This is a genomic window from Streptomyces diastatochromogenes (genome assembly GCF_002242805.1).
GTDB lineage: Bacteria > Actinomycetota > Actinomycetes > Streptomycetales > Streptomycetaceae > Streptomyces > Streptomyces diastatochromogenes.
Genome location: NZ_MCGQ01000054.1, coordinates 1 through 13,213, shown reverse-complemented (window position 1 = coordinate 13,213; position 13,213 = coordinate 1). Strand labels below are relative to the sequence as shown.

Sequence of the window (13,213 nt, the reverse complement as noted above, 5' to 3'; positions counted from 1 at the left end):
GCTCGCGACCTCCGGGGGCGAACCGGATCCCGCCGCGTACCACCGGATCTTCGACCCCTTCTACCGTGGCGCCTTCGACGCGGGCCGCCAGGTACGGATCATCCATGCCCGGCAGTTGCACGACCCCAGCGGGCAGCGGGAGGGGATGACGCCCGAGGAGGCCGTGCGACGCCACCCGGTCCTCGTCGTCCCGGCCCTGTACGTCGTCGGCGACGCCACGCTCGACTGGCTCGTCGCCTACGCCCACGCTGGCGGCCACCTCGTCCTCGGCCCGCGCACCGGGTACGCCGACCACGAGGCCCGCGCCCGGCTCGAACCGGCCCCCGGCCGGCTCGCCGAGGCAGCCGGGGTCCGCTACGACGAATTCAGCAACCTGGTGCGGGACGTCGTGGTCCGTGCCGTACCCGGCGGCCCTCTCGACGTGCCCGACGGTGCGACGGCGACGCGCTGGACCGAGGGTCTCACGGTCGTTGACGCCGATGTGCTGGCCTCCTACGACCATCCGCACTTCGGGCGCTGGCCCGCCGTCACCACCCGCCGCCACGGCGCCGGTCGCATCACCTGCGTGGGCACCGTGCCCGGCCGTGACCTCGCCCGGGCGCTCGCCACCTGGATCGCTCCGGCTCAGCGCAGCGGGTGGCGGGATCTCCCCGCATCCGTGACCGCGACGACCGGTACCTCCCCCGACGGACGCCGCGTCCACATCGTGCACAACTGGAGCTGGGAACCCGCGCGTGCTCACACCCTGGTGGACCTGACCGACGTCCTGAACGACAGTCCCGCACCGGCCGGCACGGCACTGGACCTCGGGCCGTGGGACGTACGCGTCCTCGTCTCGGCCGACACCGGCACAGCGCCGACCCCCGAAGCGGACACCCGCTCCTGACCCGGGCACCACCGTGCTCATCCCCGAAGGAGGAACCATGCAGAGAAAAACGCTGATGAAAACGCTGGGAACCTTCGCCGCAGCGTCCGCGTTGCTGGCCGTACCCGCGTCCGGTGCACAGGCGTACAACCCGACGGGCGGCACCCTGTACCAGCTCGGGAGCGAACCCTGCCTGAAGGGACGGGGCAACTGCGCGATCTACCCCAAGTCTGCGCAGCTGCCGAGCGGACGTCTGGTGGCGTCGTTCGAGAAGTCAACCGTCGTGACGGAGACGGGAAGCGCCGACAAGCAGACCCTGCCGGTCTACAAGAGCGACGACGACGGCACGTCGTGGCAGCCGCTGTCCGAGGTCAAGGCTCCGGCCTACCTGTCCCATGACCCTCAGTACGCGAAGTACACCAGCAACTGGACCAACCCGTATCTCTACGTGCTTCCGCAGGACGTCGGGAACCTGAAGCAGGGCACGTTGCTGCTCGCGAGCGTCGTCTCGGGCGACGACTACTACTACAAGGAGCACAAGGCGGCCGACCCGACCTGGACACCGTCCAACGACGGGGACCGCAAGGACCTCGCGATCGCCCTGTATTCCAGCACCGACGAGGGTGCGACCTGGAAGATCCTCAACGTCGTCGCGACCGGCGGCTGGCAGGGCGGCAGCGCCGGCGCGGTCGGCCAGAACATCGCGAACGCCAACACGAACCATCAGGTGGATCCCCTCTGGGAGCCCTACCTGATGGTCTACAAGGGCAGGCTCGTCTGCTACTACTCCGACGAGAACGACTACACCGGCTTCGATCCGACCACCGGCGTCCCCACACCGGACCCGGCGAACGACACCGCCCCGGACTCGCACGGCCAGATCCTCGCGCACCGGACCTGGGACGGCCGTAGTGCGCAGTGGAGCAACCCGGTCGTCGACATCGCCGGCCTGAGCCAGGACATGGGCGGCGGGAAGACGGAGATCGGAGGCGGGCGACCGGGCATGGCCAACGTCGTCCGCACGACGGACGGCAAGTGGCTCCTCACCTTCGAGTACTGGGGCGGCGGAGCCAACACCAGATACCGGATCTCCGACGACCCGCTGAAGTTCTCCACCGGCTCGCCCACCGGCACGGGGGTCAACTCACTGCCGGTCGACACCGGTTCACACGCTCTCCCGACAGGTGGCAGCCCGGTGATCATCAGACTCCCCGGGGGACGACTGGTCTACGACGCCGCGGGCAGCGGCAACGTCTGGGTCAACGAGAGCGGACGCAGCGACGGCGTGTGGAAGGAGTACCAGACGACCTCTCAGGCCGGCTACAGCCGCGACCTGCAGTACGTCGAGGGCACCGGCCACATCTCGATACTCAACAACCAGGGCACGTCGACGCTCAAGTTCGCCGAGGTCGATCTCGGTCACTCGGACGGCGCCTACTACCAGCTGGTGAACCGGAAGACGGATCAGGTGATCGGTACCGGCGGCAAGACCAACGACGCGAACATCGGCAACGGCGACGTTCCCGACGTCCGTCTGGAGGCCCCCGGCTCGGCGGCGAACGCCGACACCCAGTTCTGGCACGTCGTGACCGAGCCCAACGGCGGTGTCACCCTGCTCAACAAGGCGGGCGGCCGCGCGGCAGCCATCTGGACGGGCAACGCGACGGTGGGGCAGAAGATCGGCCAGTGGGTGGACAACAGCGCCACCGGCAGCTGGAACCTCGTCAAGACCAGCGAGGGGTTCTACCAGCTGCAGTCGGTCAAGAACACGAACCTCTACCTGACCGGTGCGTCCGCCGGGGCACAGCTGACCTTGCAGAACGCGCTCACGGACGGCTCGCAGGACTGGGAGCTCGTCCAGTAGTCAGGGCGCCGGGGTGACAGCCCGGCAGTCGGGGCACAGGCCCCAGAAGGTCACGGCGGCCTCCTGGATGTCGTACTCCTCGGGCAGCTGTGGTTCCAGGCAGGGAGCCGCACCCACCGCGCATTCGACGTCACGGATGGCGGCGCAGCGCAGGCACACGAAGTGGTGGTGGTTGTCGTGGTGCTCGATCTCGTAGCGGGCCGGGTGACCGGGGAACTGGGTGCACCGGACCAGACCGGCGTCCGTGAGCGCGCGCAGCACGTTGTAGGTGGCCTGCAGGGACAGGCCGCCCGTGACCCGCTGGGCGCGCTCGCGCAGGGCGTCGGCGTCGAGGTGGCCGGCCGACTCGGAGACCGCCATCAGCAGCGCCATGCGCTGGGCGGTCACCCGCATGCCCGCCGTGCGCAGGCGTGCCGCCGCCAGCGCCATCGGCTCCTCGCCGGTCGTCGCGGTGGTCATGCGGCCTCGCCCTTCCAGCCGCCCTTCAGCGCCACCGGGCCGTTCACAACGCTCCCGTCCCTCCACAGTGCGCTCTGCTCGTCCGGGGAATCCGCTCCGCCCGGCCCCGGCTCGTCCGACCCGGCGGAGAGTTCGAACCACACGGTCTTCCCCAAGGGCAGGCCGCGCTCGTAGCCCCACCGTGCGGCCAGCATGTCCACTAGTGCCAGTCCGCGGCCGCCCTCGTCCTCGGAGCCGGCGTCGGAGAGTCGCGGAGGCTGCGTGGAACCGTCGCTGACCGTACAGCGCACATCCGGGACCCGCTCGAGGGTGAGGCGCAGCGGGCCGGCGCCGTGCCGCAGCGCATTGCACACCAGCTCGCTCACCAGCAGTTCGGCGACCGGGACGAGATCACCGAGATCCCATCGGGGCAGTACGTCGCGGACGGCGGTCCTCGCCAGACCGCACGCGGTCGGCGACCACGGCAGAGTCCAGGGCCCGGTCCCGAACGGGCCGGGGACGGCCGCCTCAGGGATCGCTCCGCCCGAGCGGGAATCCCGGGCGATGGTGCGGGTCATGCGGGCACCCTTCGGGGGACGGTTGCCTTCTCTCTTTCGACCGTACGCCTTCTTTGGAGTCAGTCAAGTCTATGGAGGGGGTCCTCTTTTGTGATTGCCTCAAGCTACTGGAGGCCACTCGGTTGATTCCGCACGCCGGTGGGGGCGGGCCCGGCCGTTCGCAAGACCCACCCCCGGAAACGTCTCAGACGCCGACGGGCCGGGCCGGGCCGGGGACGTTGCGGAAGCGGAAGGGCTCCGGTTCGCGGCCGGCCTGGATGAACCAGCACTCCCCGGTGCCGTCGCCGGCGACGATCCGCAGCACCGTGTCCGCGACGACCTCGGCCGGGATGACCGGCAGACCCTGCTCGGAGAGCATGCCGCGCAGGGGGTCGATGATGCGCGACTCGGCGAACCCTGGGCAGACCGCGTTGAAGCGCACGTTCTCCGGCGCGAGAGCCGGCCCCAGGGAGCGTGCGAGTCCTACGACCGCGTGCTTGTTGGCCCCGTACAGCGGATCGAGCGGCACCGCCGCGAGGCCCGCCAGGGAAGCGGTCGCCACGATCGATCCGCCGCCGCGGGCCCGCAGCGCGGGCAGGACCGCGTGGGTGCCGAAGACCACGCCGTCGAGGTTGGCGCCCATCGCCCGGCGGTAGCGCACCGGATCGAAGTCCTCACCGACGCCGCATCCGGTCGCCACCCCCGCGTTGAGCAGCGCGATGTCGACACCGCCGTACTGCTCCTGGGTGAACTCCACCAGGGCGCGGTTGGCGTCGAGGTCGGAGACGTCACAGGCGCGGAAGTGGCCGTCGACCATGTCGGCCACCTCCCGCCCGCCCTGTGCGTCGAGGTCGGCGACGACGACACGCGCGCCCGCCCTCGCCAGTGCCAGCGCGGAGGCCCGGCCCAGTCCGCTGGCAGCACCGGTGACGATCGCCACCTTTCCCTGGAGCGGGACGCCGTCCTTCTGCTCTTCCCGCAGGGCGGCGGACCCACTCTCAGCGGCGGTCATGCCAGCTCCAGCACGAGCTTGCCGACGTTCTCGCCGCGGAAGAGCATCTGCAGGGTCGCGGGGAAGTCGTCGACGGTGCCCCTCACCACGTGTTCCTTGACCTGGATGCGGCCGGCGCCGATCCAGGCGGAGATCTCCTGCGCGGCCTCCGCGTAGCGCTTGGCGTAGTCGAAGACGACGAAGCCCTCCATGCGGGCGCGGCGCACCAGCAGCGAGAGGTAGTTGGAGGGGCCCTTGACCGGCGTGGCGTTGTTGTACTGGCTGATCGCGCCGCAGACCACTACGCGCGCGTGCATCGCGAGCCGGGTCAGGGCGGCGTCCAGGATGTCCCCTCCGACGTTGTCGAAGTAGACGTCGATGCCGTCGGGGGCGTGCTCGCGCAGCGCCTTTCTGACGTCTTCGGCCCGGTAGTCGATCGCCGCGTCGAATCCCAGTTCGTCGGTGAGCATGGCGCACTTCTCCGGCCCGCCGGCGATGCCCACGACGCGGCAGCCCTTGGCCTTCGCGATCTGACCCGCGATGGTGCCGACCGCGCCGGCCGCCCCGGACACCACGACGGTCTCGCCGTCCTGCAGCGCGCCGACGTCCAGCAGGCCGAAGTAGGCGGTCATGCCGGGCATGCCCAGCGCTCCCAGATACGTCGAGGGCGGGGCGAGGGAGGTGTCGATCTTCAGAGCGCCGCGGCCGTCGGAGACCACGTGCTCCTGGACGCCGAACGTGCCGACCACGTGGTCGCCGGGCTGAAAGTCGGGGTGGTTGGATGCGGTGACCTCGATGACCGATCCGGCGCGCATCACCTCTCCGATGCCCACTGGCGGCAGGTAGGAGGGGCGGTCGTCCAGCCAGCCCCGCATGGCCGGGTCCAGGGAGATGACGCGGGTCCGGCCCGCGAACCGGCCCGGACCCGGTTCCGTGAGCGGTTCGGAACAGTGCTCCCAGTCCTCGGGTTTCACTTCGCCCACGGGGCGGGCTGCCAGACGGATCTGGCGGTTGGTCGTGGACATCACGCCTCCTGTTGTTGCGGCTCCCCGAGACCATACCGACCAGTAGGTAGGTCGGTGCTCGTGATATTCCCCACAGATCATCCACCAGTCCGAGGATCTAGGGTCCGGGGGTCGTGAGCCCGTCGACGCACCGCCGTCGACCGGATGCCTCATCGAGCCGAAAACGTAACTCTCCGCAGGCTTATCGGCCATTCCAACCAGTCGGTATCGTGCGCCGCCACACCGATGCTCCACCACCACCTCCCACGGATCCGAGCCGCACCGGAAGGCCACGCGATGACACACCCCGACGACAACCGGTACCCGCCGCCGGGATGGCCGCAGACCGAGCCCCATGGCCACGCCCCTCGGCGCGAGCCGTACGGGCGGGATCCATGGCAGGGGTCGTACGGAAACGAGGCCCCGCAGGACACCTCGTACGGATACGACGCCCCTTGGTACGACCCGTACGGGCAATCCCCCCGGCGCCCACCGCACGCGCACGAGCCTCCTCCGCACGGTGCCGACCTCGCCGCCCTCCGCTCGGCCTACCAGGTGCTCCGCCGGGTCTCCACGCTCACCGCGCTCGGCTCTTTCGTGGTGTACGTGGTGCTGTCCTGCTGTGCGCCGGACCTGATGGGTTCCAAGATCGCCGGGGAGCTGAGCCTGGGCATGGGCCTCGGGATCCTCCAGCTCGTCGTCACCTTCGCGGCCGTCCTCTGGTACGGACGCAGCGCACAGCACTCCGTGGACCCGCTGGCGCGGGTCGTCAGGGAGCGTACGGTCCGGCCTAGCCGGGATGCCGGGGTGGCGGGATGAACGACTTCGGCTCAGGGACGCAGGCGGTCGTCCTGGTCATGTTCAGCACCCTGGTGACCCTCACGCTGCTGATGTGTGTGATGGCGGGACCGGACCGCGACGACCTGACGAACTTCTACACCGGCTACCTCTCGCTCACCCCCCTCAAGAACGGCCTGGCGATCGCGGGCGACTACATCTCCGCGGCCACGGTGCTGAGCACCACCGGCATCATCGCGCTCGCCGGATACGACGGTTACGTCCTGGCGGTCAGCACCGCCCTGTCGCTGGTGCTGCTGATGTTCCTGCTGGCCGAGCCGCTGCGCAACGCCGGCAGCTTCACCATGGGCGACGTCCTGGCCCGCAACATGCCCGGGCGGGCCGTCCGCATCGCCTCCTGCGTGGTGACGCTCGCGGCGACCCTCCCCTTCCTGGTCGTCCAGCTCTCCGGGGCCGGGTCGCTGCTCACCTTCATCCTGGGCATGCCGCACGAGGCCGGCGCCAGGACGACATGCATCGTCCTCGTCGGCAGCCTGATGATCATCTACGCGGCGATCGGCGGCATGCGGGGCACCGCGCTCATCCAGATGATCAAGATCGTGTTCCTGCTCGGCACCAGCGTCACCGTCGCCGCCCTGGTCCTCAACCGCTTCGACTGGAGCCTCGGCGAGGTGCTCCGGGCCGCCGAACGCGGCAGCGGAACGGGCCCGGCCTTCCTTCAGCAGGGCCTCCAGCTGGGCACGTCGGCAGGTGAACGGCTGGACTTCGCCAGTCTTCAGATCACCGTGATCCTCGGCGCGGCCTGCCTGCCGCACATCACGATGCGTCTGTACTCCGCGCGGGACGTGCCCGCCGTGCGCCGCTCCATGTCCTGGGCGGTCGGTACGGTCACCACGTTCTGTCTGACCGTGATCATCATGGGTACGGGCGCGGCGGCGCTGGTGGGATCGCAGTACATCACCGCGGCCGACCCGCACGGCAGGACGTCGGTGCTCATGCTGTCCCGGGCGCTCGGCGGCGGCACGGGCTCCGCGGGCACGACGGTTCTCTACGCGGCCATGGCGGGCACGGTGTTCATCACCCTGCTGTCCTCGGTCGCGGGGATGACCCTGGCCGCGGCCTCGTCGCTCGCCCATGACCTGTTCGCCCATGCGCTGCGGCGGGAACGGGCGGCGCCGCGTACGGAGATGACGGTGGCGGCGTGGACGAGCGTGGCGGTGGGGATTGTTGCCATCCTGCTCTCCGCCCTGGTCCAGAACTGGGACGTCGCCGTACTGACCACGCTGGCGATCTGCATCGGGGCATCGGCCGTCGCCCCCGCGTTGACCTACTCCCTGTTCTGGCGCGGATTCACGCGCACCGGCCTGCTCGCCAGCCTCTACGGGGGCACGGTCTGCGCGCTGGTGCTGATGGCCTTCTCCAAGGCCGTTTCGGGCACGCCGTCCGCCGTCTTCCCGCACGCGGACTTCGACTGGTTCCCCATGCAGTCCACCGGCCTGGTCTCCATCCCGTTCGGCTATCTGGCGGGCTGGCTGGGCAGCCGTCTGGACCACCGGCGCCGCGCCGCCGAGAGCCGCGAGACGCGGCGACTGTACGAGGAGAGCGAGCCGCGGCTGCTGGCCGCGGCCGAATGACCCGCGGCGACGGGCGGCCTCGCAGCCGGACGTGATCCGGGGGTGAGGGCGTCGGTGCGGCACACAGCCGCACCGACGCCCTGTGAGCTGCCTCACCCGGCGCCGTCGGCCCGGGCGCATGAACTGCCTGACCAGACCCCCTCTTCGCCCTCCGGCGACAGCGCGTTGGCCGGATCCGTCAATAAACTGTCATTGCAGCCAGTGCGACGCCCGATACAGGGTGTAACCGTGTTGGAGCGACGTGTTGTTGTGGTGGTGTACACGGGCGCGATGGCCCTGGACATCACCGGACCGATTGAAGTGTTCGATACCGCGAACCGGCTCCTGGGTCCGTCGGGCACCCCCTACCGAACCGAGTTCGTCTCCGCCGACGCACCACTGGTGCGCATGAGTTCAGGAGTGGTGGTGGGGGCCTCGCCGCTGGAGGCGGGGCAGGGCCCGATCGACACGCTCCTCGTGCCGGGCGGATGGAGTCTCGACACCGCGCTCCGGGACCGGGCGCTCGTGTCCTGGATCGGCCGGGCAGCGGCCCGGTCGCGCAGAGTCGCCTCCGTATGTGGCGGATCCTTTCTGCTGGCCGAGGCGGGCCTCCTCGACGGCAGACGCGCCACCACGCACTGGGCGTACAGCGAGGCGATGGCCTGCCGCTATCCGGACGTCACGGTGGACGCCGAGCCGATCTTCGTCTGGGACGGCCCCTTCGTGACCTCCGCGGGCGTGTCCACGGGCATCGACATGGCGCTGGCCCTGGTGGAGGCCGATCACGGTGCGGCGCTCGCGCTGGAGACGGCACGGTTTCTGGTGCTGTTCCTCAAGCGGCACGGAGGACAGTCCCAGTACAGCGCCCTCCTCGACGCCCAGTTGGCCGACCATCCGCCGATCCGGGCAGCGCAGGAGTGGATTCTGGGCAACCTGGACAACCCGCTGCCCGTGGCCGAGATCGCGCGGCAGGCCAACATGAGCCTGCGCAACTTCGCCCGGGTTTTCCGGCGCGAGGTGGGCACGACACCCGGCCAGTACGTCGAGCGGACGCGCATCGCCCGCGCACGCGAGCTGCTGGAGACCACGGACCTGACGATCAGCCAGATAGCGGGCCGCTGCGGATTCGCCGCTCCCGAGACGTTCTTCCGCTCCTTCGGACGAACCCTGGGACTCACCCCCAGGGAATACCGGCACCGCTTTCAGGTCATGTCGCCATCCGGCCTCATCGACCGACACCACAACGAGGGCAGGAGCCCCGTATGACCGGCACGACCTCGGAGTTACGCGAGGCAGGAACGGTACGCCTGGTCGACTATCTGGCCGCGGAACTCGCCAGGGCCGGCGTCACCCACGTGTTCGGCGTCGGCGGCGCGAACATCGAGGACCTGTACGACGCAGTGCATCGCGGCGGCGCTGTCCGCGGCGTCGTCGCCAAGCACGAGTTCTCCGCCGTCACCATGGCCGACGGATACGCACGTACCACCAGGCGCCTCGGCGTCGTTGCCGCCACCTCGGGCGGTGGGGCGATGAACCTCGTACCAGGTCTGGCGGAAGCGCACGCCTCCCGGGTGCCCGTGCTGGCCCTGGTGGGCCAGCCGCCGACCGGCCAGGAAGGCCAAGGGGCGTTCCAGGACACCAGCGGCAAGGCGGGCTCCTTCGACGCCCTGGAGGTCTTCGCCCCCGTCGCCCGGTTCTGCGCCCGCGTCACCGAACCGGACTCACTCACGGAGTTGCTGCCTCGGGCAATGGCGGCGGCACAGGCCGATCCACGCGGACCGGCCGTGCTGCTGCTGCCCAAGGACGTGCAGCGGGCACGGATCCAGGTGCCCGGCCGTGACGCGGCGCCGCCACCAGGCGGGCCGGCGCCGACGGCATCGGCGCCACGGCTCGATGCGGCCGCCCTCACCGCCGTGTCGGATGCCCTTCGCCGGGCCGGCCGCGTCCTCGTCATCGCCGGTGAAGAAGTCGCCGCCGCCAACGCCCGTACGGAGCTGGCCGAACTGGCCCGGCGCCTCGGGGCATGGGTGGCGGTCACCCCGGACGCCAAGGACGTCTTCGACAACCGTGATCCCCGATTCGCAGGCGTGGCCGGGGTGATGGGCCACGCCAACGTCGAAGACTGCCTGCGGCGGGCCGACTTATGCCTGCTGGTCGGTACCCGGCTGCCGCACTTGGCGCGCGGCGGCCTCGACCGGGCCCTGGCCGCCACCGAGGTCGTCTGCCTCGGCTCCGAACCACCGTTCGTGGCAGGCACCGCACTGGGCGGGAACCTCCGGGACGCGCTGAGCGCGGTCATCACCCGGCTGCCGTCCCACCCACGTCCCTGCCCGCCGCACACCGGTCCCCTTCCCACACCCATGCCGAGCCCGCTCTCCCGGACGCGTGGGCGCACCACCCCCTATGCCGAGGCGGTCGCCGCGGTGGAGGCGGCACTCCCCCAGGACGCCCACGTCTTCGTGGACGCCGGCAACGCAGGGGCCAGCGCGGTCCATCTCCTCCCGGCCCCGCGCCACGGCCGCTTCGTGGTGGCGGTCGGCATGGGCGGCATGGGCTACACCTTCGGTGCCGGTATCGGCGCCGCGCTCGCCACCGGCCGACGCACCTACGTCCTCGCCGGCGACGGGGCCTTCTTCATGCACGGGATGGAAGTGCACACCGCCGTGGAGTACGCCGCACCGGTGACCTTCGTGATCTTCAACAACAACGCCCACGCCATGTGCGCGCTGCGTGAGGAGTTCTTCCAGGGCGGCATCCGCAGCCACGACCTGTTCGCCCCGACCGACCTCGCCGCCGGGGTGGCCGCCGCCTTCCCGTCCCTGGAGGCCATGGGGGCCGAGGACGCGGCGCAGTTGCGCACGGCGCTCCTGCGCGGCAATGCGGGCGACGGCCCGGCGTTCGTCGCAGTGGCCTGTGACCCACGGGAGATCCCCCCGTTCCTTCCCTTCCAGTCCTTCACCGAAGCCACCGAGAGCAAGGAGGGTTCAGATGAGCGAGGAGTCGTCCACGTTGGCTGACATCCCCGGTCTGGTCCGGATCGAGAACGCCGGCAAGGAGGAACTGACCGCCCACTGCATGGAACTCACGCACGCGGTCTACCCCCACCATCAGGTCTACGGGCAGTACTGCACCATCCACGAGTACGTCGACTGCCCCCCGGAGCAGGCCTACGACTACCTGCGCCAGGGACACCATCTGGAGGAGTGGACCTGCAGCCTGCGGGACTTCGCGCCATCCGGCACACCGGGCCTGTGGGTCGGTCACGACCGGCTCGAGGACGACACCAGGATCTACTGCGAGGTGCGCGCGAACCCCGAGGCCATGACCGTGGACTACCACTGCTCCTGGGACCAGGGCGAGAAGCTGTGGATGATCTACCTGATGCGTGTCGTACCGGCCCGACTGGTGCTCGACAAGCCGGGTTCGGTGATCACCTGGACCAATTGCCGACACCCCTACTACGACGACAACCCGCACCCCGACCTGGCGCCCCGCCCGGACCGGCCCTGGGTGGGCGACTACTGGGACCTCTTCTACGCAGGGCACACCGTGGAGATGCACAACCTCAAGGCCATCCTGGAACACCGCCACCGCAACGGCCTGCCGGTCAGCGCGGCTCCGGCGAGGGCGGTGGAGCGGTGACCACGGTCAGCCTCACCGACGTCGCGAGCTACCTGCCCGGCGAGCCGGTCCCCGCGGAGTTCTACACGGACTTCCCCGGAGCCGAGGACAAGCTCCGCAACCACCCCATGTTCAAGGTCCCGCCGTTACGGCACCACGTGGCCAGGGACGAGACCAACGCGGACATGGTCGAGCGTGCCGTACAGCCCCTGATCGAACGGCACGGCGCGGCGGAGATCCGAGGCGTCGACGTGCTGTTGGTGCACAGCCAGTTGCCGGACCTGCCGTTCGTGGGCGCCGGAACCGAGGTGGCGCGTCGGCTGGGTCTGCACCCGGAGTGGCTCGTCGACGTGGCCAACGCGGGCTGCGCGTCCTTCGTGTACATGCTGAAGATGGCCCGGCAGATCCTCACCACCACCGATGCGAGGACCGCGCTGATCTGCAACGCGCAAAGTGCCGCGGGTCAGTGGTTCACCCAGTCCGAGGTGCGCAGGCTCGCCCAGGCGGCGATCCCGGGCGACGGGTGCGGTGTGGGGTACGTGACGACGTCGGCACAGGCGCCGGTCCTCGACGTGGAGACCCGGCACATCGGCGAGTACGCCGGAGACATGACCGTGGCGGTCGACGACGGCCGCAAGTACTGGGAGCCGGGAGAGTCCCAGCTGCGGATCGGGTTCACCGACGCCAGCGTCGCCAAGGTCCTGGCCCGCGGAAACCGCCTCGTCCCCGAGGTGGTCACGGACCTGTGCCGGCGGCTCGGCGTGGCGACCACCGACATCGACGTCCTCATCACGAACCAGCCCAACCGCACTTTCCTGCGGAACTGGCGGGAAGCGCTGCAACTGCCGGCCGAACGGCACCTGAACACTTTCGATGCGTACGGGAACCTGTTCGGAGCGGCGATTCCGATCACCTTGGACCGCGCGATCAGCTCCGGGCAGGTGGAGGACGGCGACCTGATGGTGCTCGGGGGATTCGCTCACGCGGGCGACTTCGCCGGTGCCGTCGCCGTCCGCTGGCACGGCGGACGGGACTGAGCGATGGACATCCCCGTGCTGCACCGACTCGCCCTGAACGAGAGCCCGTATCCCCCGCTGCCCTCGGTGCGCGAGGCGATGCAACGGGCCGTCGCACAGGCCCACCGCTACCCGCAGTTCTACCCCGACGACCTCACCGAGCGCATCGCCGCATGGTGCCAGGTGACCCCCGACCGTGTCGCGGTCGGCAGCGGATCGGTGGGCGTGGCCCTGCAGTTGCTCCGGGCAGTGGTCCGGCCCGGCGACACAGTGGCCTACGCCTGGCGCACGTTCGACGCCTATCCCCTGCTGACCGCCATGGTCGGCGCTCACCCCGTCGCCGTACCCCTGTCGCCGGACGGACACCAGGATCTGGGCGCCCTGCTCGCGGCGCTCGACCACCGCACCCGTGTCGTGGTGCTGTGCAATCCCCACAACCCCACCGG

13 protein-coding genes are annotated in these 13,213 nt (G+C 70.2%); 9 read left to right on the top strand and 4 right to left on the bottom strand.

All coding sequences use genetic code 11. The features are described from left to right. Together BEK98_RS42985 and BEK98_RS42980 are read left to right on the top strand one after the other, a co-directional pair. The coding region (locus tag BEK98_RS42985) for a beta-galactosidase trimerization domain-containing protein (RefSeq protein WP_208643390.1) at positions 1-886 on the top strand (886 nt) is incomplete at its 5' end. A 55-nt stretch (positions 887-941) separates the two neighbouring features. Further along, the gene (locus BEK98_RS42980; protein ID WP_244202226.1) at positions 942-2,729 is read left to right on the top strand and encodes an RICIN domain-containing protein; all 1,788 of its coding nucleotides are present in this window, start codon (positions 942-944) and stop codon (positions 2,727-2,729) included. Here BEK98_RS42980 and BEK98_RS42975 read toward each other — a convergent pair whose 3' ends face one another. The 4 genes from BEK98_RS42975 to BEK98_RS42960 form a co-directional block, all read right to left on the bottom strand. Further along, a complete protein-coding gene (locus tag BEK98_RS42975) occupies positions 2,730-3,188 on the bottom strand; it encodes a Fur family transcriptional regulator (protein ID WP_094222268.1) in 459 nt (152 codons plus the stop codon). It abuts the gene before it with no gap. After that, positions 3,185-3,745, bottom strand: a complete 561-nt coding sequence (locus BEK98_RS42970) for an ATP-binding protein (RefSeq protein ID WP_094222267.1) — start codon at positions 3,743-3,745, stop codon at positions 3,185-3,187. Before BEK98_RS42970 ends, BEK98_RS42975 begins: the two co-directional genes overlap by 4 nt. A gap of 184 nt (positions 3,746-3,929) precedes the next feature. Further along, positions 3,930-4,736 (bottom strand): SDR family NAD(P)-dependent oxidoreductase, encoded by an 807-nt coding sequence (locus BEK98_RS42965; RefSeq protein ID WP_094222266.1) that lies wholly within the window; start codon positions 4,734-4,736, stop codon positions 3,930-3,932. Further along, the gene (locus tag BEK98_RS42960) at positions 4,733-5,740 is read right to left on the bottom strand and encodes an NADP-dependent oxidoreductase (protein ID WP_208643389.1); all 1,008 of its coding nucleotides are present in this window, start codon (positions 5,738-5,740) and stop codon (positions 4,733-4,735) included. Before BEK98_RS42960 ends, BEK98_RS42965 begins: the two co-directional genes overlap by 4 nt. Positions 5,741-6,016: 276 nt before the next feature. Between BEK98_RS42960 and BEK98_RS42955 the strand changes: the two genes are divergently transcribed. The 7 genes from BEK98_RS42955 to BEK98_RS42925 all read left to right on the top strand — a co-directional run. After that, positions 6,017-6,538 (top strand): DUF485 domain-containing protein, encoded by a 522-nt coding sequence (locus BEK98_RS42955; RefSeq protein WP_094222265.1) that lies wholly within the window; start codon positions 6,017-6,019, stop codon positions 6,536-6,538. Next, on the top strand, positions 6,535-8,151 hold the full coding sequence (locus tag BEK98_RS42950) for a sodium/solute symporter (RefSeq protein WP_094222264.1): 1,617 nt from the start codon (positions 6,535-6,537) through the stop codon (positions 8,149-8,151). Before BEK98_RS42955 ends, BEK98_RS42950 begins: the two co-directional genes overlap by 4 nt. Before the next feature lie 228 nt (positions 8,152-8,379). Beyond that, positions 8,380-9,396: a GlxA family transcriptional regulator gene (locus BEK98_RS42945; protein WP_244202225.1), complete on the top strand. Its 1,017-nt coding sequence runs from the start codon at positions 8,380-8,382 to the stop codon at positions 9,394-9,396. Next, positions 9,393-11,147, top strand: a complete 1,755-nt coding sequence (locus tag BEK98_RS42940) for a thiamine pyrophosphate-binding protein (RefSeq protein ID WP_094222262.1) — start codon at positions 9,393-9,395, stop codon at positions 11,145-11,147. The genes BEK98_RS42945 and BEK98_RS42940 overlap by 4 nt, the downstream gene beginning before the upstream one ends. Beyond that, positions 11,119-11,772: an SRPBCC family protein gene (locus BEK98_RS42935; protein ID WP_094222261.1), complete on the top strand. Its 654-nt coding sequence runs from the start codon at positions 11,119-11,121 to the stop codon at positions 11,770-11,772. Before BEK98_RS42940 ends, BEK98_RS42935 begins: the two co-directional genes overlap by 29 nt. After that, a complete protein-coding gene (locus tag BEK98_RS42930; RefSeq protein ID WP_094222260.1) occupies positions 11,769-12,788 on the top strand; it encodes a 3-oxoacyl-ACP synthase III family protein in 1,020 nt (339 codons plus the stop codon). Before BEK98_RS42935 ends, BEK98_RS42930 begins: the two co-directional genes overlap by 4 nt. 3 nt (positions 12,789-12,791) lie before the next feature. After that, positions 12,792-13,213 (top strand): aminotransferase class I/II-fold pyridoxal phosphate-dependent enzyme (locus tag BEK98_RS42925; protein WP_143684240.1); only part of this gene is annotated, 422 nt, incomplete at its 3' end.

Excerpts from the sequence above, each read along its gene's own strand:
- BEK98_RS42980 (WP_244202226.1), top strand. The coding sequence starts at position 942 with ATGAAAACGCTGGGAACCTTCGCCGCAGCGTCCGCGTTGCTGGCCGTA.
- BEK98_RS42975 (WP_094222268.1), bottom strand. The coding sequence starts at position 3,188 with ATGACCACCGCGACGACCGGCGAGGAGCCGATGGCGCTGGCGGCGGCA.
- BEK98_RS42970 (WP_094222267.1), bottom strand. The coding sequence starts at position 3,745 with ATGACCCGCACCATCGCCCGGGATTCCCGCTCGGGCGGAGCGATCCCT.
- BEK98_RS42965 (WP_094222266.1), bottom strand. The coding sequence starts at position 4,736 with ATGACCGCCGCTGAGAGTGGGTCCGCCGCCCTGCGGGAAGAGCAGAAG.
- BEK98_RS42960 (WP_208643389.1), bottom strand. The coding sequence starts at position 5,740 with ATGTCCACGACCAACCGCCAGATCCGTCTGGCAGCCCGCCCCGTGGGC.
- BEK98_RS42955 (WP_094222265.1), top strand. The coding sequence starts at position 6,017 with ATGACACACCCCGACGACAACCGGTACCCGCCGCCGGGATGGCCGCAG.
- BEK98_RS42950 (WP_094222264.1), top strand. The coding sequence starts at position 6,535 with ATGAACGACTTCGGCTCAGGGACGCAGGCGGTCGTCCTGGTCATGTTC.
- BEK98_RS42940 (WP_094222262.1), top strand. The coding sequence starts at position 9,393 with ATGACCGGCACGACCTCGGAGTTACGCGAGGCAGGAACGGTACGCCTG.
- BEK98_RS42935 (WP_094222261.1), top strand. The coding sequence starts at position 11,119 with ATGAGCGAGGAGTCGTCCACGTTGGCTGACATCCCCGGTCTGGTCCGG.